At 41.4% G+C, this 23,017-nt stretch carries 24 protein-coding genes and 1 pseudogene; 15 read left to right on the top strand and 10 right to left on the bottom strand.

What is annotated here, in order from left to right; all coding sequences use genetic code 11:
* The first annotated feature begins 54 nt into the window (after window positions 1–54).
* The 3 genes from ACYRY3_RS25550 (at window position 55) to cobT (ending at window position 2,657) form a co-directional block, all read left to right on the top strand.
* Complete coding sequence (locus ACYRY3_RS25550; RefSeq protein ID WP_460204434.1) at window positions 55–753, top strand: Crp/Fnr family transcriptional regulator; 699 nt, start codon at window positions 55–57, stop codon at window positions 751–753.
* 88 nt (window positions 754–841) lie between these two features.
* Window positions 842–1,465, top strand: a complete 624-nt coding sequence (locus ACYRY3_RS25545; RefSeq protein WP_460204433.1) for a DUF2232 domain-containing protein — start codon at window positions 842–844, stop codon at window positions 1,463–1,465.
* 67 nt (window positions 1,466–1,532) lie between these two features.
* Window positions 1,533–2,657 carry a nicotinate mononucleotide-dependent phosphoribosyltransferase CobT gene (cobT, locus tag ACYRY3_RS25540; protein WP_460204432.1) on the top strand — a complete coding sequence of 375 codons (1,125 nt, stop codon included), beginning with the start codon at window positions 1,533–1,535 and terminating at the stop codon, window positions 2,655–2,657.
* Window positions 2,658–2,773: 116 nt separating this feature from the next.
* Here the strand turns inward: cobT and ACYRY3_RS25535 are convergent, their stop codons facing one another.
* Entirely contained in the window at window positions 2,774–3,154 is a 381-nt protein-coding gene (locus ACYRY3_RS25535; RefSeq protein ID WP_460204431.1) for a hypothetical protein, read from the bottom strand.
* Window positions 3,155–3,396: 242 nt separating this feature from the next.
* On the opposite strand from ACYRY3_RS25535, the gene ACYRY3_RS25530 reads away from it, so the two are divergent.
* Together ACYRY3_RS25530 and ACYRY3_RS25525 are read left to right on the top strand one after the other, a co-directional pair.
* Window positions 3,397–3,657, top strand: coding sequence for a hypothetical protein (locus ACYRY3_RS25530; RefSeq protein ID WP_460204430.1), 261 nt, complete (start codon window positions 3,397–3,399; stop codon window positions 3,655–3,657).
* Complete coding sequence (locus tag ACYRY3_RS25525) at window positions 3,633–4,775, top strand: extracellular solute-binding protein (RefSeq protein ID WP_460204429.1); 1,143 nt, start codon at window positions 3,633–3,635, stop codon at window positions 4,773–4,775. The genes ACYRY3_RS25530 and ACYRY3_RS25525 overlap by 25 nt, the downstream gene beginning before the upstream one ends.
* Here the strand turns inward: ACYRY3_RS25525 and ACYRY3_RS25520 are convergent.
* Together ACYRY3_RS25520 and ACYRY3_RS25515 are read right to left on the bottom strand one after the other, a co-directional pair.
* Window positions 4,772–5,278 (bottom strand): hypothetical protein, encoded by a 507-nt coding sequence (locus ACYRY3_RS25520; protein WP_460204504.1) that lies wholly within the window; start codon window positions 5,276–5,278, stop codon window positions 4,772–4,774. The genes ACYRY3_RS25525 and ACYRY3_RS25520 overlap by 4 nt on opposite strands.
* A 110-nt stretch (window positions 5,279–5,388) precedes the next feature.
* On the bottom strand, window positions 5,389–6,063 hold the full coding sequence (locus tag ACYRY3_RS25515) for a hypothetical protein (protein ID WP_460204428.1): 675 nt from the start codon (window positions 6,061–6,063) through the stop codon (window positions 5,389–5,391).
* A 306-nt stretch (window positions 6,064–6,369) separates the two neighbouring features.
* Here ACYRY3_RS25515 and ACYRY3_RS25510 point away from each other — a divergent pair, with 306 nt between their 5' ends.
* From ACYRY3_RS25510 to ACYRY3_RS25500, 3 genes are all read left to right on the top strand, one after another.
* Window positions 6,370–6,558 carry a hypothetical protein gene (locus tag ACYRY3_RS25510; protein ID WP_460204427.1) on the top strand — a complete coding sequence of 63 codons (189 nt, stop codon included), beginning with the start codon at window positions 6,370–6,372 and terminating at the stop codon, window positions 6,556–6,558.
* Between the two features lie 78 nt (window positions 6,559–6,636).
* The gene (locus ACYRY3_RS25505; RefSeq protein ID WP_460204426.1) at window positions 6,637–7,452 is read left to right on the top strand and encodes a GUN4 domain-containing protein; all 816 of its coding nucleotides are present in this window, start codon (window positions 6,637–6,639) and stop codon (window positions 7,450–7,452) included.
* Between the two features lie 145 nt (window positions 7,453–7,597).
* Window positions 7,598–8,371, top strand: a complete 774-nt coding sequence (locus ACYRY3_RS25500) for a hypothetical protein (protein WP_460204425.1) — start codon at window positions 7,598–7,600, stop codon at window positions 8,369–8,371.
* Window positions 8,372–8,377: 6 nt separating this feature from the next.
* Here ACYRY3_RS25500 and ACYRY3_RS25495 read toward each other — a convergent pair whose 3' ends face one another.
* From ACYRY3_RS25495 to ACYRY3_RS25485, 3 genes are all read right to left on the bottom strand, one after another.
* A complete protein-coding gene (locus ACYRY3_RS25495) occupies window positions 8,378–8,995 on the bottom strand; it encodes a hypothetical protein (protein WP_460204424.1) in 618 nt (205 codons plus the stop codon).
* Window positions 8,996–9,055: 60 nt separating this feature from the next.
* Entirely contained in the window at window positions 9,056–9,877 is an 822-nt protein-coding gene (locus ACYRY3_RS25490; protein WP_460204423.1) for a glycerophosphoryl diester phosphodiesterase membrane domain-containing protein, read from the bottom strand.
* A gap of 228 nt (window positions 9,878–10,105) precedes the next feature.
* Window positions 10,106–11,533 carry a sensor histidine kinase gene (locus tag ACYRY3_RS25485; protein WP_460204422.1) on the bottom strand — a complete coding sequence of 476 codons (1,428 nt, stop codon included), beginning with the start codon at window positions 11,531–11,533 and terminating at the stop codon, window positions 10,106–10,108.
* A gap of 416 nt (window positions 11,534–11,949) precedes the next feature.
* On the opposite strand from ACYRY3_RS25485, the pseudogene ACYRY3_RS25480 reads away from it, so the two are divergent.
* The 3 genes and pseudogenes from ACYRY3_RS25480 to ACYRY3_RS25470 form a co-directional block, all read left to right on the top strand.
* Window positions 11,950–12,714: pseudogene (locus tag ACYRY3_RS25480) on the top strand (cation transporting ATPase C-terminal domain-containing protein); the annotation flags it as partial.
* Window positions 12,715–12,800: 86 nt separating this feature from the next.
* Window positions 12,801–13,934, top strand: coding sequence for a DNA replication/repair protein RecF (recF, locus tag ACYRY3_RS25475; RefSeq protein WP_460204421.1), 1,134 nt, complete (start codon window positions 12,801–12,803; stop codon window positions 13,932–13,934).
* 65 nt (window positions 13,935–13,999) lie between these two features.
* Window positions 14,000–14,419, top strand: coding sequence for a hypothetical protein (locus ACYRY3_RS25470; protein WP_460204420.1), 420 nt, complete (start codon window positions 14,000–14,002; stop codon window positions 14,417–14,419).
* Between the two features lie 261 nt (window positions 14,420–14,680).
* Here ACYRY3_RS25470 and ACYRY3_RS25465 read toward each other — a convergent pair whose 3' ends face one another.
* Window positions 14,681–14,929, bottom strand: a complete 249-nt coding sequence (locus ACYRY3_RS25465; RefSeq protein WP_460204419.1) for a hypothetical protein — start codon at window positions 14,927–14,929, stop codon at window positions 14,681–14,683.
* Between the two features lie 454 nt (window positions 14,930–15,383).
* On the opposite strand from ACYRY3_RS25465, the gene ACYRY3_RS25460 reads away from it, so the two are divergent.
* Window positions 15,384–17,744: a putative PEP-binding protein gene (locus ACYRY3_RS25460; RefSeq protein WP_460204418.1), complete on the top strand. Its 2,361-nt coding sequence runs from the start codon at window positions 15,384–15,386 to the stop codon at window positions 17,742–17,744.
* A 14-nt stretch (window positions 17,745–17,758) separates the two neighbouring features.
* Here the strand turns inward: ACYRY3_RS25460 and ACYRY3_RS25455 are convergent, their stop codons facing one another.
* From ACYRY3_RS25455 to ACYRY3_RS25445, 3 genes are all read right to left on the bottom strand, one after another.
* Window positions 17,759–18,511: a GDSL-type esterase/lipase family protein gene (locus ACYRY3_RS25455; protein ID WP_460204417.1), complete on the bottom strand. Its 753-nt coding sequence runs from the start codon at window positions 18,509–18,511 to the stop codon at window positions 17,759–17,761.
* A 289-nt stretch (window positions 18,512–18,800) separates the two neighbouring features.
* Complete coding sequence (locus ACYRY3_RS25450) at window positions 18,801–19,220, bottom strand: ATP synthase subunit I (protein WP_460204503.1); 420 nt, start codon at window positions 19,218–19,220, stop codon at window positions 18,801–18,803.
* Between the two features lie 405 nt (window positions 19,221–19,625).
* Complete coding sequence (locus ACYRY3_RS25445) at window positions 19,626–21,245, bottom strand: 2-isopropylmalate synthase (protein ID WP_460204416.1); 1,620 nt, start codon at window positions 21,243–21,245, stop codon at window positions 19,626–19,628.
* A gap of 97 nt (window positions 21,246–21,342) precedes the next feature.
* Between ACYRY3_RS25445 and ACYRY3_RS25440 the strand changes: the two genes are divergently transcribed.
* The 3 genes from ACYRY3_RS25440 to ACYRY3_RS25430 all read left to right on the top strand — a co-directional run bounded on the left by ACYRY3_RS25440 (window position 21,343) and on the right by ACYRY3_RS25430 (window position 22,962).
* Complete coding sequence (locus tag ACYRY3_RS25440; protein WP_460204415.1) at window positions 21,343–22,002, top strand: GntR family transcriptional regulator; 660 nt, start codon at window positions 21,343–21,345, stop codon at window positions 22,000–22,002.
* A gap of 331 nt (window positions 22,003–22,333) precedes the next feature.
* Window positions 22,334–22,624, top strand: coding sequence for a nucleotidyltransferase family protein (locus ACYRY3_RS25435; RefSeq protein ID WP_460204414.1), 291 nt, complete (start codon window positions 22,334–22,336; stop codon window positions 22,622–22,624).
* The gene (locus ACYRY3_RS25430; RefSeq protein WP_460204413.1) at window positions 22,621–22,962 is read left to right on the top strand and encodes a HepT-like ribonuclease domain-containing protein; all 342 of its coding nucleotides are present in this window, start codon (window positions 22,621–22,623) and stop codon (window positions 22,960–22,962) included. The genes ACYRY3_RS25435 and ACYRY3_RS25430 overlap by 4 nt, the downstream gene beginning before the upstream one ends.
* Window positions 22,963–23,017 lie beyond the last annotated feature (55 nt).

The following is a 23,017-nucleotide window of genomic DNA, read 5'->3' as shown; positions in this document are numbered from 1 at the left end:
TTACAGAGGCACTATATATATTTTGCTGCTTAACAGTACACTGAAGATGTTGTAATGGAAGAAAGGTATAGCGTACAAGCACCTGGCAATTCCTGGATGAACTTGGCTCCCTTTTTTCAGGGGCTGCCGGAAACAGTTGTAGAACCTGCTCTCACCCATCTTGTGACCCGCACTCACCCAGCAAATCAAGTTATTCTATTAGAAAATGACTGGGGCGGTTCTGTGTATTTTATCATTGAGGGTTGGGTTAAAATTCGTACCTATAATCTAGAGGGTAAAGAAGTAACGCTAAATATTCTTGGAAAAGGGGAATTATTTGGTGAAATGGCTGCTCTCGACGAAGTACCTCGCTCCACTGATGTGATTACACTGACTTCTACAGTAATTGGTAGTATGCCATCACAAGATTTTCTCAAGTTGCTTTACACAGAACCGATGGCAGGGGTTCGATTATCACAATTGATGGCACGTCGATTGCGCCAAGTCAATCGGCGTTTGCGATTGCGAGAGTCTGACAGCCAATCGCGAGTGGCGGATACGTTACTCTTTCTGGCTGAAGGACAGGGTAAGAAAGCTCAAGCAGGAACAGAAATTCCTAACTTACCCCATCGGGAATTAAGCAGTTTGAGTGGGTTAGCGAGGGAAACTGTCACACGGGTATTAACAAGGTTAGAAAAAAAAGGTCTAATTAGACGCGAGCAAGACGTTATATGTATTCCCGATCTCTCAGCTTTAGAACGAATGATTGTTTAAGACTCTGGGGTCACGAGTCAACGGTTAACTGTTAACTTTCAGTTGTTTTCAACCGATGGTAAAACAAAAAGATTTAAATAAAAGCTCTATGAAGCTGGAAGCGCCGTTAAGAATGGTGGAAACGGCGTTTTTGGCTAGTACTGCTAGCTTAATTTGGTTTATTAACTTCTACTTTCCACTCGGTCCTCTTTTGCGGATATTTTTCCCGGTACCCATTGCTCTAGTCTATCTTCGTTGGGGTAGCAGAGCAGCATGGATGGCAGCTATTACCTCTGGTTTGTTACTTTCGGTGTTGATGGGACCAGTCCGCAGTTTGCTGTTTGTTATGCCCTTTGCTTTTATGGGTGTACTTTTGGGAGCAACTTGGAATCGCCACGTTCCTTGGATTGTTTCCATTAGTCTGGGTGCGCTATTAGGGACTTTGGGTATATTTTTTCGAGTGTGGTTGTTGTCAGTATTATCGAATGAAGACCTCTGGATTTATGTCATCAATCAGGTAACTGATGTTATTGAGTGGCTATTTCTTAGATTTGGAATTTTGGCTACTCCTAGCGTGTTGTGGATTCAGGTAGGAGCAATATCCTTGATTGTGTTAAACAATTTAATTTATTTGTTTGTCGTGCATTTAGGCGCATGGCTTCTATTGGATCGCTTGGGAAATCCTATCCCTCGTCCTCCACGCTGGGTTCAAGTTATTTTGGATTATGAATAATAGTCCAGTGTCATTTGTCCTTTGTTGTTTGTCCTTAGAATAACTAATGACCAATGACTAATGACCAATGACATTTATTCGTATTTATACTCAAACTGAGCAGGCATCGGCATGGATAGCTAAGTATCGTGGTTCTTTGCCTGTATTTGCCTGCGTTTTAGGATTTACTGATACTTGTTTGATTCCAGGCATTTCTGCTGCTGGTACGACACCAGAGGATAGAAAGTACACTGCTTGTGCAGATGCAGAGTATTTATACTATGGTGCTTTCTTGAAGCCGAAATATCCCTTACCCCCACTCTCTGCTGGGGCGTCCCCTGTATTTATTACCCGTGCTGTAGTTGAGACATTAAAAATTCCAGTTTACATCTTTAATGCTGGTTTGCCTCAGCCCCCAGCTGTTCCTGCGATCGCGCTTGGCGGTTCTCCTGCTAAGTGTTTAAGTCAAGGTCAAGCTATGGACATAGAAACAGTACATCACCTGTTTAAGCAGGGGATGCTGTGGGGCGAACGATTGGCTACCAGTCACAAGAATAGGTATTACGTTTTAAGCGAGTGTGTTGTTGGAGGAACGACAACTGCTTTAGCAATATTAACTGGCTTGGGTATACCAGCAATGGGAAAAGTCAACAGCAGCCACCCTGTTTGCAATCACGCTCAAAAGTGGGCAGTTGTACTTGCAGGGCTGGAGAAGATGCCATCCTGCCTCAGCGATCCCCTCCAACTTGTTGCTGCAGTGGGCGATCCCATGCAAGTCACAGTTGCTGGAATGACTATTGCTCTCAGTCGCAGTTGTGGCGTTTTGCTAGCAGGTGGCACACAAATGTTAGCAGTGTATGCTTTGAGTTGTGCGATCGCACAAGCTTACGCTTTACCTTGGCGAGCAACAGAAGTTGCTGTAGGAACAACTCGGTGGGTAGCAGAAGACTCAACGGGGGGCACTATTGAATTAGCCCAGCTGATTGGCAGAAGCAGTGTTGCTTTTGATAGGGTAGGTCCCCCCTTACTAGGGACTGGACTCAGTTTTGCTAATTCTCGTTATGGGCAACTCAGGGCTTACGAAAAAGGTTTTGTCAAAGAAGGTGTGGGCGCGGGCGGGTCTTGTATTGCAGCTCATCTGTACCTAGGCTGGCAACAACACCAACTTTTGCAGGCAATTGAAAAACAGCTAGATATTTACTACCAGAGTTAGAAAGTTTGGGATGTAGGAGAGTCCGTTAAAAGTCAAAAATAAAAAGCTCTTTTGATTTTTGATTTTTACTTCTAGCAACCTTACAATCTATTTTTTTCTAGGTGCTTTTACTTAAATTAAGAATGAATTCTTTTAAGAAGTAATTGCTCTTCTAAAGCAGCAATGCGGTTGTATGCTGCTGTTAATTGCGCTGTCAGGCGTTGGATTTGAATTTCTGGTGTTATCTGTTTATCTCCACCTTGAAGATTACTATCTGAATAAACTCCATCTGCTATGACATCCTTATGTTCAAGCTCTGAATTAAAACTAATCTGTCCTTTTAACTGGTAACGACGGTCGTTGCCATTGTCCTGAAAATGGTCTCTTGTCTCTTGCGCTTGAGCGATGCTGCAATCTGATAAAGCCTGAGAAACCTTAGTGTCCAGCTGCTCAATGACCTGATAGAGGGCATCAAGTTTTTGACTCAATGTCAGGACCTGCTTTTGTAATGGCTCCATTTAATACCCTCATCCGCTTACTTTCCTCTATGTTATTAAATCTCTTGGCAATGTTAACCATACTTATGATTTTTTTAACTTTTAATATGTTCTGTTGAAATGCAATACTTAAGTCCGAACTTGGAAATATATCTACATATAAGATGAAAGCACGACCGAAGATTTATGTATAGAAAGATGAAAACCTTGTAGTTTTTTTGAGACATTGTTTCTCTAAGTGCCTCTACACAAGGCGTATAACGATGACAAAACCAACAGAGCGTCATTACTTAAGAAAATATTTACTATTGTTACCCATGACAAATATTGAGAATTTGTTGATAAACGCTAACAATTGCACTCAATTGGCTGTAAACCGACAAGAGACCGGGGATAGCTTAAACCGTTTTGCTGGATTGTTGCTAAACTTGAATTTGCTGAAACTGCTAACTGACAAGGCTTTTTTAACTCAAAGTTCAAACTCTCAAATTAAAAATCAATGGAGCGACGGTCTTTTTTACTAGGTACAAGTACGCTAGCACTCTCACAAATGCTGGTTGGATGTGCTGGAAATAATCAGGTAGAACTCAACGTGCAGCTGTTAAAAGGTTCTATCCCCGGTCAGGTGGTAAGTCAATTTGGCAAAGGATTAGATGCACAGTTAAAGTTTGCTCCAGTAGAGCAGTTACAGGATTTATTTCAGAAATTGAAAGTCTGGCAAAAGCAAGCAAACACTAAGGAACCTGAATGGGGTATTTCCATACCTTTCATCACGTCCAATCAAAAATCTGCTCATGCTGACTTGGTAACGATGGGAGATTTCTGGATAGAGAGAGCAATTCAGGAAAAACTCATTCAACCATTGGAAGTAGCAAAAATCAAGCAATGGTCTTCTTTACCCAAACGGTGGCAAAACTTGGTGACGCGCAACGAAAAAGGTCAGATCGATCCTGAAGGCAAAGTTTGGGCTGTTCCTTACCGTTGGGGAAGCACGATAATTGTGTATCGCCGTGACAAGTTCCAAGAATTGGGATGGATACCCTCGGATTGGAGCGATTTATGGCGTCCGGAATTGCGAGGGCAGATTTCTATTGTGGAACAGCCAAGAGAGGCTATTGGTTTAGTTTTAAAAAAGCTAGGTAAATCTTACAACACAGAAAATTTAGATAAAGTTCCAAATTTAGAGAAAGAACTGGCATCACTAGACCAACAGGTAAAATTTTACAGTTCCACCAAATATTTAGAACCCCTGCTCTCGGGAGATACATACCTAGCAGTTGGTTGGTTAAATGATGTTGTACAAGCGCTTCCCCGTTACCCCCAACTAGCCGCAGTTGTTCCCAAGTCTGGAACAGCGCTGTGGGCAGACCTTTGGGTAAGCCCTGGGGGAAAAGAAAAGGATGATTTGCTCTATAGATGGATAGACTTTTGTCTCACTCCTCAAATTTCTGAAGAAATATCTTTGCTCACCAAAACTAATTCACCAATTCTCACAACTGTTCCCAAGTCTGAGAGTCAAGTTGCCTTACGCAACTTATTACAGATGAATGTTGAAGTTTTTGATAAGAGTGATTTTTTGCTTCCTCTATCCTCAACAGCCATTGCTCAGTATCAATCGTTATTCGAGCGAATTAAGAGTTAATTTTTACTTTGTAAACCCAGTCTAGTTTGAATATTCATATCAATTCTACAGGTCGCTGGGCTAGTACTGAAATTACAAGTGTATGTAGCCAAGCGTTCTTTTCGATAGTTGAAAACACGGAGATTATAACCGGAATCACGTGCTACTGTTCCCAAACGATTCACAAAATCATAACGTTCTAGATAGTCTAGCAAGCTCCAAATTTGTTGATTGACTATCAAGTCAACTCTAGCGGGTTCTACATTAGAAGCTGGATGTGCTATCCAGTTATCCAGAAGTTTGTTTTCTGAATTTTCCTTTGCCCACCATAAACTGGGAACAGTCAATTGTTCCTGATGGATGGTGTTTGCTGTAATCACAGACCCTGTAGGATTAGTCAATAAATTTAATTCCAATGGTTTGTCAGAAGCTGCTGGAATTGGTACAGCTTCTGCAAATGAGGGTTGGTTGGGTAGTAGAGATGCTGTCAAGCAGACACCCAACAGTAGTGCTAGCTGGCGCATTTTTGAATAAGTGGCGAAAGCAGGTGGGAGATGTTTACAAAACTCACGACTTTTCACAAAGCGGGTTTGTCGCTTTTGATATGAGTTTCCACCCAAGTATAATACAGAACTTATCTAACGAATTTTGTCTTTCTCTGTTGGCGCTTTAATAATAGACCTATACCTATTAAAACACTGAGAGCAAATGTTGAAGGGGGTTCGGGTATGGTTTGCGTGTAAATGCTGATATTACTCACAGTTACAGTTCCAGTTCCAACACACGAGCGAGCCAGACAGGTTATGATTACATTACTGACAGGAGTACCTGGATCGGCGATAAATCCAAAAAATCCTAAAAATGGAACAGTAGGTGGAAAACTAGGAGTGATACCGGGAATTATAATCTCCACGGCTCCACCGGGTATAGCTGATGCTTCCAATGCAAAGGCTTCTACAGGAGATGGAAAACCAAGGTTCAAATCCAGACTCGTTGGTCGAGGCAATCGCGAAAAAGACAATCCTGTATTGGTTGCCACACCTGTAAAACCAGGGCTGCCATCAATACTTTGAGTATAATTAACTGACAAACCATTTGGCAGCACAGTTCCGGTTGGTACTTGATTTCCCACTAAACCGGAAAAGTCAAAAGTTGTACTTGGATTGGACAAAGCAGCTTGCCATTCCTCGCGAGTGTTAAAAATTTGAAACCCATTAGCCGCTTCTGGAGTACTAAGAGCAATAAATGCAATAGATGCTCCTATTGACAGTTTTTTGATGACCTCTGACAACATCTTTCCTGTTCTCATAAAAGATCTCTTTTCAACAGGTCATTTTTGCATAACGTTTAAAGCCTAAGTGTGTTTCTACGGAATATTCACCAAACTTTTTCATGGAAGCTTCACAAGGATTATCCTAGAAATTTGAGAAAATTATAGCAATGTCAAGTTTTCACTACAAAATAAGTAGATTTTATTTAAAGGAAATGTAAAGCTAGCGTGAATTCAAACCACATTATTTAAAAATTTGTTACAAAATTAAGGAAAAGTGTATAACTATCACGCAATTAATGTATTGCTATACTGTCTCGTATAAAATACTAATTTGTTGCTGATATGGCTTCACCTCAATTTAGTATCCGCATCTTACTGAAACTAGACGAACGACTTAAGGACTATGTCAAGCAGGCTGGTACGACAAAAACTAAGGTCATGATTGATGTTTTGACATACTACTTAGGTTGTGCTGATAATGTGCCGTTGATACGCAGACTGATGGAAGTCGAGGAAAGATTGGCTGTATAGGAGGCTGAGATGAAAAGTCAGTAGTCAGTGCTGAAATCTACCTAAATAATTTAAGAATTTAAATTTTATTAGAAAATAATGCCAACTCCCCAGCAGTGTAAACAGTTACGAGATGCTCTCATTGATGCGTTTCCCAATCTCCAATTACTGGAGCAATTATTATATTTTGGGCTAGGTAAAAGATTAAATCAAATTACTCAAGCCGGTGATTTACAACACGTTGGCTTTCAATTGATACAAGTAGCAGAATCTCAAGGATGGCTTCTTGATTTAGTTAGGGCTGCAAGAAAAGAAAATCCTGGAAATGTGCGGTTGGAAGCCATCGCTCGTGAATTACTGTCATTGCACACACCTCCTATTCCTTTGGTTACTTCCCCTGAGCCAAGTGAACTTAAGAGTGATTGCGGTATAAACTATACTGAACTACAAAAGCTACTAAAAGCAGGACAGTGGAAAGAAGCCGACTGCGAAACCTATCTAGTTATGCTCCAAGCTGTGGGACGAGAAAGAGGTGACTGGATTAGACCAGACGAACTTTTAAACTTTCCCTGCATCGACCTCTACACTATTGATAGTTTGTGGGCAAAATACAGCAATGGGCGTTTTGGCTTCAACATCCAGAAACAAATTTACCTGGAAGTCGGTGGCAAGCCGGATGGTAAATTCTACAAAGAAGCTTGGGATAAATTTGGCGATCGAGTAGGATGGAGGGTGGAGAAAAGCTGGCTATCTTACTCTTCTGTGACTTTTAATACCAGTGCATCAAGGGGACATTTACCAGTATTTACGAGCGCGTTGCTATTGCAGGTTCGGGCAGGGACATCTTTGGAGACATCTTTTGTGGGTATGTCGCTAGTACATCTGTTTTATCGCATTGAGACCTGTAGATGGTAACCTTTAAAGCTTTCCGAGTTTTGTAAATAATTTTTTACAGTGCTACTTTCTAGAAGAGTAGCAGAGCTGTTTAAAAAGCACAATTATATACTGGATAACCTATGATTTTAGAGAGCATCCATTTACAGATATTCGCACCACAGTTATGACTAACTCATTTGGGCTTTCTAAGGAGGAGGAGCAAGTTTACTCGTTGATGCGATGCCCACTTTGTAGACAATATCCCATTGTACCCAAATATTTGAAGCTCGATGAAACACCGATTTCTCCTAAGACTCCCTATGCAGAAATGGATCGTTCAGCTATTGCAGAATGTCCTAAGTGCAAAAAAAGATGGGCGGTTTTTTCTGAATCTCAACCTGGAATGATTAGGCAGAAAACAAAAATAATGACTGTACGATCTAATCAGCCAGAAAAGTTAACGGAGAAAGAGCAATTAATTGCATCTGGGATTGTTAGCTTAACGATTTTAGAAACCGAAAAAGTAGAAGAATTTTGGGGAGCGGAACAGCGATTGGTTAACAATTCCAATGGTGCAACGAATTTGATTAGGAAATTTGCTATATCAAAGGAATGGTCACAATCTTATACAATTGAGTATGAAAACACTACAATTTGTGGTACAGAGGGAAGAATAAACTTGCAAAATTTTAATCTCAATCTTGACAACTTCAAGTTAACTGCTCAGAATAATTTAAAGGAGAAATATTCAATTTCTGAAAGTAGCAAGCAAACTTATGGTGAGGAAATTGTTATTCAGATACCTCCATACACAAAGTTACGAGTATTCTTCCAATGGAAGCGATTGTGGCAACATGGATTAATTAAATTCAAAGATGACAAAAGCTCGGAATTTGAAGTGCCATTTAGAGTAGTTATTGGAATAACTTTCGATCAAATGCAAGTTGATGAAAAATAGTATTAACTATTGAGAAGCTGGCTCAATTTCTACGAGTGCAGTTACTCCTCGATCGTCATAGTTAATTATAGTTACATCACCATTTGTCTCGCGTCTAAAAATCAAGTTATCCGCAGCATAAGTCGGATGTTGTTGAGCGGTTCCAGCAACAACAGGATTGAAACCAAACATCACTAGACCTTTTGTGCAAGAAGCAAGTAGCATAGTTTGGTCAACTGTTTCCGTACTCTTTGTTACTTCATTAAAATACTGTATTCTCATCTTGCCAATTCTACCTTCCATATAAAGCAAACCTTCGTAACTAGAACCGCTTATCGTCCATCGCAATTTATAAGTTCCATTAATGTACTCAGCCTGGTTAGGAGGAAGACATTTTCTTGTTCTAACTAGCCGATCTAACTGCTCATCATTATTTGTAGTTTCAGAATCAGCAGGTTGAAATGTTGATAATTGAGAAGCCGTAGCATCGGTTGGTGAGGAAGTGGATGCAGAGTCCGTGGGTGTAGGTTTAGCATTAAAAATCTCCCTATCTATAGTTTCACACCCATTAATAAGTAGTATGGTGCAGAAAATGACAAGATAAGATGGAACAATGTAAGAAATACGAAATTTTTTGCTAGTCATATCTGTCCAAATTTATTGCTTTAATGACTTATCGATAAATTTGCATTTGAGCTATCTCCTTTATTCATCCACTGCCATATTAACTAAGCTCATAAATAGTAGAACGTAGTAAATCGAGAACAGTGGACCAAGTAAGCAGCCAATAATACCTCCTACTAATTCAAAAAAACCAGGCATATCGGAACCAAAAATCGCAACAAGAATGAAACTTAGAAAGAATATTGGCACTATGAAAGCTAATATAAAAAGTAGAGCAGTACGACCAATTAACCACCAATGCCCTTGCGTTAAATTCCAACTTCGGCTTAGTGCGTCAGACGCAGAGTAGCCTTCAATCATGATTGCATAAAACACAAACGACCATCGAATACTTAGATAGATGCCTGGAATCAGTAAGAGAACAAACGCGGGAATTAGAACGATAATAACCAGAAGAGTGAGTAGAGAAAGTTGAAAAAACCTTTCACCTGCTGCTTGTAGGGAAAGGGGAACAGTTGCACCCCTCCGGGTTAGATTTTGATGTGCATAAAAAATTGATGCCCCGGTCATAAACGGAGTTAAAAATACTATATCAATAAACGACAGCAAAAAACTAGCTGAAGGAGATGCGATTGTCGGCGAAATGAGTGTAATAATTAACGATGGGACAAAAAAAGCCAACATAGAAAAGTAGACAGGCTTAACATAAGTAAATGCATCTAACAGTAATCGCCTTGCTGATATCCTCAATTGACTCACTTGAAGTAGATCTCCAATAATAAGGTTTTCTACAGTGGTGAGTGCTTCTACCCACCTATAAGAAACTTTGCTTTTCACTGGAATGGGTTCGTGCTGCTTATCGAGTTGCGGCTTGCCATTTTTTCTTTTGTCTTCGGGTCTCATTTTTTGGTGACTTATGTTTTGACCCAAAGGTTTCAGAGTTTTTGCCACAATAGACTAATGGGTTAACCTTTCCAAACCTTTTCATGCAAGCTTTATAACGATTATCCTGAGAATTTGAGGATATCATAGGAACGCCAAGTTTTCATAACAAAATTAGTAGATTTTAGTTACAAAAATCGTGAAACCAACGTGAAATTGAGTTAATATCTTTAAAGATTCATTACAAAATCAAGAAAAACTGTATTTGAGTTTTTGCTGTGATTCAGTTTGATTCAAAGGAAGCGCGATCGCAAATGTCGTTCCCCGCACGATGTCTGAATTGCACGAGAGAATACCTTGGTGTTGGTTGACTATAATTTGATAGCTAATAGATAGTCCTAAACCTGTTCCTTTTCCTGGAGGCTTTGTTGTAAAAAAGGGGTCAAATATTTTTGATTGAATTTCGGATTCTATTCCAGAACCATTATCAGAAATGCTAATCACAACATAGTCTTTTTCTTCAATGTCATTGCCATCTATATTTGGAATTTTATCGCTTCTCATAAAAGTACTAATTTCAATTTTTGGTTGCCAACCATCTTGTCGATTGTTGAAACAATCTTCAAATTTTAAATCTTCCAAAGCATCAATAGCATTACTAAGAATATTCATGAAGACTTGATTTAAGTGACTGGGATAGCATTCTACATCAGGTAATTTACCATAGTTTTTGATGACTGCAATTTCAAAGTTTGAGGTTTGTCTTAGACGGTGTTGCAAGATGAGTAGTGTGCTGTCTATACCTTCATGAATATCCACTCTTTTGAATTCTTCTTCACCTAAGCGGGAAAAGTTACGCAAAGATAACACAATTTGACTAATCCGCTTAGCACCTTCTTCCATTGAAAATAATAATTTTGGGAAATCTTCTACAATAAAATCTAGTTCAATCAGTTCTATTTGTTTTTGAATATTGGCTATGGGTGTGGGGTAATGTTGTTGGTAAAGCTTTAGTAGAGCTAACAAATCATGAGCATACTCTTGAGCAGGAGTAATATTACCGTAAATAAAGCTAACAGGGTTATTAATTTCGTGGGCAACACCTGCAACTAACTGACCCAAACTTGCCATTTTCTCATTATGAATTAATAAACCTTGAGTATGATTGAGTTCTTTGAGGGTAAATTCTAACTGCATTGCTCTCTCTCTTTCTTGCTGCGACAGTAGGCGCAAAGCCTCCTCTATTTGCTTGCGCTCAGCAATTTCCTGTTCTAGTGCTAAATTAATTTTTTTAAGTTGTTCTGGGCTGGGAAGAGCAAGTGCTTGAGGAAGTAACGGAACCAGAGTGAGTGAAGTACACATCGACATGATTGCAGTTATCACTTTAAGCAATCCACTCAGCCAATAAGTTGGGTACCAAAGCGTCCAAATATCCATAGCATGGGTGGTTCCACAAGTGACAATAAATGCTCCAAACAACAAAAAAATCCACGAAAAGGGCAAATCTGTTCGCTTGCAGACAAAGTAAACTAAGGCTATTGGAATTGAGTAATAGGCAAGTACAATACAGCCATCGGACAGGACATGAAGCCATACCAATTGAGGCTTCCAAAGATAGCAGTGCCCGTGAGGAATAAAAGCACTGGAAACAAAAAGATTTTGCAAAAGCTCGAACATTAAATTGTCTAGTATATACTGTTTATCTAAGATAAGCGCAAAATCATAACTAGTACATGTAATAGTTGTTTTCTTTTTTGGAGCCCTATAAGAAATCTCTTTAATTCCTTTTTAAATGGATAAAAGGGAGTGCATATAACTAAAGATTTAGGAAAAAGATAAAGATATAGTGAATTTTTGTATGTTTATCAATGGAAATACTAATGTTCAATATGTTTGGACGTACTTTACCCAAATTAGAGATGATGGGCGGGGATTGATTGGCTATGTGGATTGTGCTGGGTTTCGTGACTCAACCTACGTTCATCCTTCATACTTCATCCTTCATCCTTCATACTTTAAATGTTGGGTTTCGTTCCTCAAACGCCACTTGCTTCAATGGGGGGAACCCCCACAACGCAGTGGCTCCCCAACCGGGTATTACCGGTACCGACGTCAGCAAAGAAGCTAGTGATATGGTGCTACTTGATGATAACTTCGCTACAATTGTCGCAGCAACAAAGGAAGGTAGGGTTGTTTACACCAACATCCGCCGCTTCATCAAATACATTCTTGGTAGTAACATTGGCGAAGTTATCACAATTGCTGCGGCACCCATCATGGGATTGGGAGGAGTTCCCCTCAGCCCATTGCAAATTTTGTGGATGAACCTTGTGACAGACGGTTTACCGGCACTTGCATTGGCTGTAGAACCCGCTGAACCTGAGGTGATGAAACGCCCGCCCTTCAGTCCTCGCGAAAGCATTTTTGCCAGGGGATTGGGTTCTTACATGATTCGGATTGGAATTATATTTGCCATCATCACCATTATTCTCATGGCATGGGCTTACAATTATGCCCAAGCAGTTACAGGTCCAAACCTAAGTCCAGACCGATGGAAGACCATGGTGTTCACTTCCCTTTGTGTCGCTCAAATGGGTCACGCACTCGCAATTCGCTCTAACACCCAGCTGACAATAGAAATGAATCCCATGTCAAATCCTTACGTGCTAGCCGCTGTTGTCTTTACAACAATTTTACAACTGTTGCTGGTCTACGTACCACCCCTACAAGCTTTCTTTGGGACTCACTACTTGGCTCCAATAGAATTACTAATTTGCCTGGGCTTTAGTGCCTTAATGTTTGTATGGATTGAAATGGAGAAATTGTTCTTCCGATTCACAGGCAGGAAAACAGTATAGTGACGAGTAAATTGTGACTATACACAAACCCGGTTTCTTCAAGAAACCGGGTTTCTCAATTGCTAGGTGGTAGCACAAATTCTTTTATGTATCTAAAAACCCTTCTTCTCCGACAATTTCGCAACTACAAGGAGCAGCAGGTTGAATTTACTGCTCCTAAAACAATATTGGTAGGTAATAACGCCCAGGGAAAATCGAATTTGTTGGAAGCGGTGGAATTGCTAGCAACATTGCGATCGCACCGTATGGCACGCGATCGCGATTTAATTCAAGATGGAGAAGAAACCGCTCTTCTTAGTGCTACCTTAGAGCGGCAAACGGGGGTCAGCGATCTAAGTTTAACCCTACGTCGCAATGGACGCCGTACCGTTTCTCTGAATGGCGAGAATCTCCGGCGTCATATGGACTTTCTCGGTGTCCTCAATGCAGTACAATTTTCCAGTCTGGATTTGGAGCTTGTGCGCGGGGGTCCTGAAGGTCGCCGTCATTGGCTCGACACTCTTTTAATCCAACTTGAACCTGTCTACGTTCACATACTACACCAGTACAATCAAGTGTTGCGACAGCGCAATGCTTTTTTAAAAACGAATTTAGAAACGCGTCACCTCTCGTCTATAAGTTCAGAATTGGCTCTTTGGGATGCACAGCTAGCTACCGCAGGAACGCGAGTGATTAGACGGCGCGATCGTGCTATTCAACGACTAGCTCCCATTGCTAGTACGTGGCATGCTAGCATCAGTGGCAGCACAGAAGTTTTACAACTGAAATACTCGCCTAATGTCCCTTTAGAGCAGAACAATCCAGAAAAAGTACAGCAAGCTTTTTTAGAAAAAATTCAACAGAGAACAGTTGCCGAGTTGCACCAAGGTACTACCCTTGTCGGTCCCCATCGAGACGAAGTAGAATTGACAATTAATCAGACACCTGCTCGTCAATATGGTTCTCAGGGACAGCAGCGAACCTTGGTACTAGCACTTAAACTAGCAGAATTGCAACTCATAGAAGAAGTTGTTGGAGAACCACCACTACTTTTGCTTGATGATGTCTTAGCTGAGCTAGATCCATCTCGACAAAACCAACTTCTAGATGCTATTCAAGACCGTTTCCAAACTCTGATTACAACAACTCACTTGGGTTCTTTTGATGCCCAATGGCTTAATTCCTCTCAAGTTCTTTCCGTTAATACTGGAAAAATAGCGAAGGTGGTTATTGGTCATTAGTCATTTGTCATTGGTTATTAAAAATATAATAAGCAGTTCTTGTATTTATATTATCAACAATTAATATGCCTAAACATAATAATGAAATGCTAGAGATGAAGGAGATCGTCTCCCTTGGAATGTCATTGCGAGCCATTGAGCAAAAGATTCTTAAACCGGGCTATCATCAGGGAACAAAGAGAATTTGGTTTCAGGGAGATGAACCTTATTTTGATGTTTTCTTTGAATTAAAAAATGAGGATATTGTTTGGTTTCAAGTGACTTTACGGGGTAGTTCCCTTTCTTGGAGTAAAAAAAATGGGTTGCAAACAGGTAGCACAAATGAATTGAGTATTGATAATGTAATTTTTTATCCAGCTAGTAAAATTATAGAGAATGATTCTCAAATAAATTGGAATTTTATTGAGTTAGTAAAAACTATTTTCCAAGCACGAGGAAATGAAGAGATTTTTGCTAAGGCACTAGGATTGTTTCATGAGAGGTGAAGTGAAGCTTATTCCTGCCGACTAACATATATTCGTCAAACTAATAAGTAAAAATGACTTGTCGGGTACAGTCTTACTTTAATTGCTTTCAACACTTTAATCACCTCCTTTATTACACATATGCTAGCATAAAAGTAACGACATTGTACTGGCGTATGAAAAATAAAACATTGAACTTGCGGATATCAGAACGCAGATTAAATAAGCTACGGTTATATTCAGCTTGGAAAGATAAAACTATGACCCAAATACTTGAAGATTTTATTGACTCGTTACCAACCCCAGACATTGGTAATCAGGTGAGCTAGCGCGTTGCCGGGGGAACCCCGGTTGAAGCGACTGGCGTTCGCGTAGCGTGTGCAAAGCACATACCCGTAAGGGTCGCTGTCCCCCCGAACGCGTTGACCGACGGTCAACATAGGTGAGCAGCGCGTTGGGCGGGTTCCCCGACTTGAAGCGACTGCTCACCCGTAGGGTCGCTTGACGCAACCTGATTACCCCAAAATTCATCCCACGCTGCACTTTGTGTAAGACGTGGGGCTTCTTTTGGTTTTAGCTAAAACCAGCAGGTTTGTGCGTGATTTGGCGTTCTATACCAATAACTGCCCCAAGAAGCAAAGCAAGGCAGAGTCTAAAGATAAGGTCTAACCAATCATTTGACGCAAGGTAGTAAGTGCTGGTCAATGCTCAATCCTTTTCAATATACAGAGATTAATATACAATCTCTTTTATTGTTGGTAATAGTACCCCGATATATAAATTTTTCATTGAAAGCGCTTTTCACCTTATTTTGGAACCACTACTACCTTTCTGGGGTTGGCATAATTAAACTTAAATGGTGGCAAGTCATGATTTTGGGTAGTCAGTGGATAACTGCTACCTATGATTAGAATGTGCTGTCGCTATTACAAGGGTACAGCAGTATTATGCCCCAGCCAATGACACCTAATCACTAATTAATTGAGTGGACAAACTCTACTGGCTTAATCAAATTAAACTGCAAGACCGCACCAAGGTTGGTGAGAAAGCATTTCATTTAAGCAAAATCATGCAGCGTGGTTATCCAGTGGTACCTGGTTTTGTAGTCTCAGCAGAAGTTTTGCAGGAATTTTTAGAAACTCTCAACAGTTCGGAAGCGTTAGTCGCTGACTTACCTCATTCTTCCTTCCACTTGGATGTTGCTAATTGGCGTCAACTTCAACAAGTGGCAGGGCGCTTTCGCCGAGAAATTATCAAAGCCAATTTACCCCCGCGTTTGTTAAGTACAATCTTGGAAGCAGCCAAAGAACTAAAATCAAGTTGCCTGATTTTTCGACCCTCTGTTATAGTACCAACGGCGCGAAACGGTTTGGGGAATATATCTGGATTGCTAGAATCCCAGATATGTCAATATGACGAACAAGCTATTGCATTTGCTTTGAAGCAGGCTTGGAGCCAGGTGTTTCGAGCTAAAAGCTTAGTCTATTGGCAATGGGCAGGAATAGATCTGCGAGAAATCAATTTAGGAGTTATAGTACAACCTATCCAAAGTGCGATCGCGAGTGGTTTACTGTGTGCCAATTCTTCTACGTGGGAAATTCTGGCAACTTGGGGATTGGGAAAGACAATATCTCAGGGGGAAGTTTTGCCAGATGTTTACTACATCCAGCCAGAAACAGGTGTTGTGCGAGAGCAACAGATAGGCAATAAAACAATAGCTTATCGGATACCCAATGCAGGATCGGTATTAGTACAAAAAGATTCCTGCCTGGTAACTGACTTCTTAAATGAAGACCAACAAAAACAATATGCGCTACCAGAGGAATTTTTACAACAACTCACTCAACTAGCCAGCCAACTAGTTAGAGAAATTGGAGAAAACTTTACACTAGAGTGGACAATATCTCATGAAACTGCAACGAAAACACTTTATCTGACACAAGTCAGCGCCCCTCAATTTGCAGTTCCCAATTTCCAATCGCTTAAAGGACTGGGGGCAGCAGCAGGATATGCGATCGCAACTGCCCATGTTATTGTCAACTTAAAACAAAAACCAGAACAAATACCTAAAGGCGGGCTCCTGGTGTTACCAACAATCACGCCTGATTGGTTACCGCTTTTGCATAATGTTGCTGGTATTGTGACAGAACAAGGAGGGTTAACCAGCCACGCCGCTATTCTTGCAAGGGAATTGGGTATTCCAGCAGTTGTCAATGTATTAAATGCTACAAGTATAATTCAAACGGGCGATCGGCTGCAGATAGATGGAGAGCGGGGAGAAATTTATCGTGTCCCAAAAGAGGAGGAGATAGGACACGAAGACAAGGAGGCAACGATACAAGGAAGCAAGGACATGGGGACGGGTTTCATGGAAAAGAACTCTCCTCCCCTTCCCCATCCCGCTACTCCCTACTTCCCGCTCTCGGTTCAATTACCAATCATTGCAACTCAGTTGCTAGTTAACTTGAGCCAGCCAAGCGCCATCGAAAAAGCACAGAACTTACCTGTGGATGGTGTGGGGTTATTGCGGTCAGAACTGATGGTTCTCAACATACTAGAGGGAAAGCACCCCCATATCTGGCTGCGGGAAGGAAATCAGGCACGATTATTGGAGCTTTGGCGCGATGCGATTTTACAATTTGTTCGTGCCTTTGAACCAAAACCTGTTTTTTATCGTTCTTTAGATTGGCGATCGCACGAACTTCCATCACTTCAAGACAGCTTGCTCACTTCCGCACAGTCAATGTTGGGAGAAAGAGGTACCTTTAGCTACGTCAGGAATCCCGCTATTTTTGAAATAGAACTGGCTGCTTTGGCAGAGGTGCAGAAAGCCGGTTACAGCAACATCCATCTTTTACTCCCTTTTGTTCGCACGGTCAAAGAATTTTCCTTTTGTCAGGAAAAAGTCGAACAGGCAAAGTTAACCCAAGAACGGCAGTTTCAACTGTGGATTATGGCAGAGGTACCAAGTATTCTGTTCTTGCTGCCAGAATATGTGAAAGCAGGAGTACAGGGAATTTCAATTGGTACTAATGACCTAACCCAACTCCTCTTAGGAGTCGATAGAGAACAAGGACACCTTGGCAAAGCATTTAATGAACGCCATCCAGTAGTGATGAATGCGATCGCGCAACTTATCAAAATGGCACAAGATGCCAATATTCCTTGTTCTATTTGCGGTCAAGCACCAGCGATCTATCCTGAAATTATTGACCAACTGGTGAGATGGGGCATAAGTTCCATTTCCGTCGAACCGGAAGCTGTAGAACGAACATATCAAGCAATTGCCCGTGCCGAACAAAGGGTCATTTTGGAAGCAGCACGGCGTCAGCTAAATCCGCATTAATGAATCCAATCTACTCATTGAAGTACCGCTTTAAGAGCGCGAGTCCACTGCTCAGCTACAAACTTATTGCCCTCATCATTAAAGTGGAGACCATCGCCACTAAAAATATCCCCTTGTTTAAATCGAGCAAGTATTGCTGCATGCATATCCAAAAAGATAACTCGTTTGCCTTGTGCAGATAGCTTTTTGACACGATCCTTAAGAAACTTGTTGATTGTAGCTTTAGGTTGACTGGTATCAACGCCCTTTTGAATATCCCATTTAAAGGGGGGAATTGAGGCAACCACAATTCTGGCATTGGGACGTAATAACAATATCTCATCAATAATGCCTTCCAGGGATTTTGTGAGAAAGGCTGAGGTGTTATCACCCCGCACATCACTACCAAAGAAATCATTAGTGCCGAGCATCATCAGCACCACATCAGGCTTGGTCGCTTGTACCCAGTCCCGAATACTTCCCGGCTTACCCTCCCAAGAAGGAAGACGAACATTTGTACCCCGTTGTTGCAATACTTGCGCCGCCGACCAACCACCATGACACTCATGATGGGGGTCTTGATATGAAGCGTCTTTTTTAGTTCCTACCCAGTCTATGGTAGACCTAAGTTTGGTGCGTGCCACCATACTCCGCAGGACGGCAATATTGCCTTCACACAGCGAGTCTCCCAAGGACATCACCTTAGTAGCGGCGCTGGCACCTCTAACTGGAAGAAAACACAGCATTGTTGCGGCTAGACCTGCAAGTCCCCACTGACCCTGAAGCATTTTTTTACTAAATAATCGCAAAGCAATTGACCCCTTCAAATTCCATTTCCTTGTAGTAGCAATAGTAGCAACTAAGTATACAAAAAATATTTTGCTACGATGAGTATTCACTCTGAGAAAAAATTAGTTGAAAGTACTTATTTTCTCTAGAATCTGCTAATTAGTTCATTTGTTAGTATTGAAAGAGCTGGGTGGGCACTGCCCACCATTCTCATATTAAGAAGTTGCAGTCAGCCTGTGTACTTTTGCACTCCACGTTTTGCCTAGCACGATCTTAATAAGTAGTCATTCAGCGAGACAAAGAGGGTAATGAAGTTCTTATTACATAAAGCAGGACTGTAATTTTGTAGGTGAGAAAACCCAAAAATATGGGTAGGATTTGCAGTTGCTCCAATCGACTAGCTACTACAATCAACCCTATCAACAAAGCCAAGCGAGTTTTGCTAAGTTGGGTTTTTCCTCTGCCTAATCCCTCTACATCTTTAACCAACATCCTCAAGTAAACCAACCCCGTGCATGCCCCAATCAGATAGTTTAAGGCAGTGTTGGGGGAATAAAAAATCCACACGCAGGTAAAAGTAATTCCTATCAATGCTAGGGTTATAAGCAATAACTCTTGTACGAGTTGGTAGAACTCTGCCATTGAGGAACCAGTTACTTCTGTGTTTTTAGAATCAGATTGAGCTTCTGGCTCAATCTCTGCTGGCATTTGTTGAGTAGCTTCATCAGTGCTGCTTACAAAATTTGCAACCGGCTCTGTAGGAATTGTGTTAACTGTAGAAAAGCCCTCCAGTTTTAACTCATCCAACTCAATTAATGAAGAGCGCTCTAGCATGGCGCTGTGGAGTCTTAACATAATTTCCTCGGTGTTTTTTGAATCGGTAAAGGGCTTACTACGTGCTTGTATTATCTAGTTTACAAATTTTGCCTACCAATATGTGTTCTGTGGGCTTCAAGTGCATAGAACACAAAGATTAAGATACAGGTGTTTGGGAACTTCCAAGTAAAGAAATCCCAAAATTTCTTGTGGTGCGGGCTTCTAGCCCGCCAGTCATACAGGACGGGCGAGGACGCCCGTTCCACATTCCAAGGGCATTTATTTCTTGGAAATCCCTTAGTGAAAGACAGTAGAATCAGAGGAGTACTGCGACTTATCCACCGAGGATTGTAAGTAACGGTAGAGACGATTTACAGCATTGATATAAGCGTAAGCTGATGCAACAACAATGTCAGTGTCAGAAGCCTGCCCGGAGAAGATGCGGTCTTGATGGCGCAAGCGCACAGTAACAGTTCCCAAAGCATCAATTCCTTCCGTTACCGATAGCACGGAAAACTCAATCAATTGGCTGGAAAGCTGTACCATGCGAGCGATCGCTTTATACACTGCATCCACCGGACCCGTACCCACTGCTGCATCAGTCAAAATTTCTCCAGTTGGCGTCACTATAGTAATAGTTGCTGTTGGGCAGGTACAATCACCACAGGTCACTTGCACGTGTTCCAGTTGAAAACCGCTTTCTACATTAATTTGTGTTTCATCTCGGACAATCGCCTCAATATCCCAATCGGACATTTCCTTTTTCTTATCCGCAACTTCTTTAAACCTGATGAAGGCTTTGTTGAAATCTGCTTCGTTGAGGTCAAACCCCAATTCTTGCAGCTTGGTTCGGAATGCGTTGCGACCTGAATGTTTACCCAACACTATGCGATTTTCCGGCATACCAATATCGGCAGCATCCATAATTTCGTATGTTTCGCGATGCTTGATCACACCATCTTGATGGATGCCAGATTCATGGGCAAATGCGTTAGCACCAACTATCGCTTTGTTTGGCTGCACTAAGATGCCTGTTAATTGGGAAACTAAACAAGAAGTTTTATAAATTTCCTGAGTTTTGATATTTACCAGTGGTGCTTCGCTCTCAACTGGGCGACCAAAGTAGGGGTTGAAATAGGGTTTGCGAACCTGTAATGCCATGACAATTTCTTCTAATGCAGCATTGCCCGCTCGTTCGCCAATACCATTAATGGTGCATTCTACCTGACGCACGCCGTTTTCAATAGCAGCAAGTGCATTGGCTGTAGCTAAGCCCAAATCGTTCTGAGTGTGAACTGAAAGAATCACTTGTTCGATGTTAGGTACGTTCTCCCGAACACCCCGAATCAGCTTTTCCATTTCTTTAGGGGTACAGTAGCCAACGGTATCGGGAATGTTAATCGTCGTTGCACCAGCAGCAATTGCCTTCTCTAATACCTGATACAGAAATTCTGGAGCGGTGCGGCTGGCATCCATTGGTGAAAATTCCACGTCCTTTACAAAGGATTTGGCATAAGCAACCATTTCTTCGGCGATCGCCAATACTTCAGTTCGAGTCTTTTTCAACTGGTATTTCAGGTGAATATCCGAGGTTGAGAGAAAGACGTGAATTCTAGGATGAGCCGCCGGTTGTAGCGCTTGTGCAGCAGCTTTAATATCTTCTCGAATCGCCCTTGCCAAACTACAAATGATGGGTCCGTTTGCCACTCCTACTTTTTCGGCTATGGTTCTGACCGCTTCAAAATCTCCGGGACTGGCGATCGCAAATCCCGCTTCAATGACATCAACTCCTAAAAGAGCCAGTTGATGAGCGATCGCTAGTTTCTCTTCTACATTAAGTGTTGCTCCGGGCGATTGTTCCCCATCTCTGAGTGTTGTGTCGAAAATAATGATGCGATCTGTAGAGGAAATGCTCATAACTGACTCCAAGAGTGCCAATAAGCGGTTGAAAAGTAACTTTTGTATATTGTATACAAAAAATCGTATACAATATACATTATGCATAAAAAAGATTATGGATTTAAATGACCTAGCAGCCAACGTGCTGCAACAACAACGCAGTACACCGAATTTAATTGCGGACACCTTACGGGAAGCAATTCTTCGGGGAATTCTTCAGGAAGGACAGTCCCTCAGACAAGATGAAATTGCCACTCAATTTGGAGTCAGCCGCATCCCTGTACGAGAAGCCCTACGACAACTAGAGGCAGAAGGGTTGGTGACATTTCACCTCAATCGCGGGGCAATGGTATCGGTACTTTCTTCAAATGAAGTACAGGAAATCTGCGAGATTCGTTGCGCCTTGGAGGTGACAGCAATTCAAATCGCCATTCCCAACCTAACTGAATCAGATTTAGAAACAGCCGCTACAATCCTGGATGCAACCCATAAGCTAGCAGATGTCACTCATTGGGCAAAACAGAACTGGGAATTTCACGCAGCACTCTACACCCCAGCAAATCGTCCTCGATTACTCAAAATGATTCAAAACCTGCACACCAATCTTTTTCGCTACCTTCACCAACATATAGGGCAGGTTAATGACTGGGAACGATCTCAAAAGGAACACTATCAACTTTTGGATGCCTGTCGGCAACAAGATACAAAAGCTGCTGTCAGGATATTGAAGCGACATATTGACTTGGCTGCAAACCAGCTACAGCCAAGAAGTTAATATTTTAGTTTATTTCTTTCTTTGATTTCTTCTTAAAACTAAGTAAGTCTGTGTAAATCATCATAATTGAGTCGTAGTAGCAATGCGTGCAAAGACAGCGCTACTACGAGCAATATCCAAAGATTTTACGTTTCTTTATATAGTTTGGTTTTTTCTCGCTGACTTACTTAGAGCAAGGCTAAGGAGATTCTTCAGCATCAGAAAGAGGCAATATTGGCTCATTTGGATGCTGTGTGTGGAGAATAAGAATGAACTATCTCTATGATATAAATAGTCAGTTTGCCAAGCTAGCGGTAGAAATAAATTTGTTGCAATTATTTGAGGTTAGACTATGGGTATAGATGAAATACTTAAAGCTTACCGGGAAGAAATTTTAAGAATTGCTGCTAAGTACGGGGCGTATAATGTCCGGGTGTTTGGTTCTGTGGCAAGAGGAGAAGCAAGACCAGACAGTGATGTAGATTTTTTGGTAGAACTTGAGCCACAACGAACCTTGTTAGACCAAATTGCTTTGATGCAGTCCTTGGAAGAATTGCTAGGACGTAAAGTTGATGTGACCGAGCCTGACACCCTACATGAGTTGATTAAAGATAAAGTGTTGCGCGAAGCTGTATTGTTATGAAAGACGATCGCCTGTACTTGAGCAACATCTTTGAATGTATTGAGCGCATTGAATCTTATACCTGTGGTGACAAAGAGGCATTCTTGAAAACCACGATAATCCAAGATGCGGTAATTAGAAATTTTGAAATTATTGGGGAAGCGACGAAGCGGTTATCACCCAAAATCAGAGCAGCTTACCCGGATGTGCCTTGGCAGCAAGTTGCGGGTTTTAGAGATGTACTAATTCACGATTATTTAAAGGTAAATTTAAATAGAGTTTGGGGTGTGATTGAGCAGAATCTGCCCCAACTAAAGGCAAATGTTGAGGCGATTTTGCAAGAATTGGGAGAGTTGTAAGCCTAAGTATTTCCCTAAGAGATTGTTGGATACTTGTTTGTTTGGAAGTCCCTTA

The organism is Scytonema sp. NUACC21, assembly GCF_054684315.1.
The sequence above is the reverse complement of the archived record's forward strand: the minus strand, read 5'-3'. Positions and strand labels throughout refer to the sequence as shown.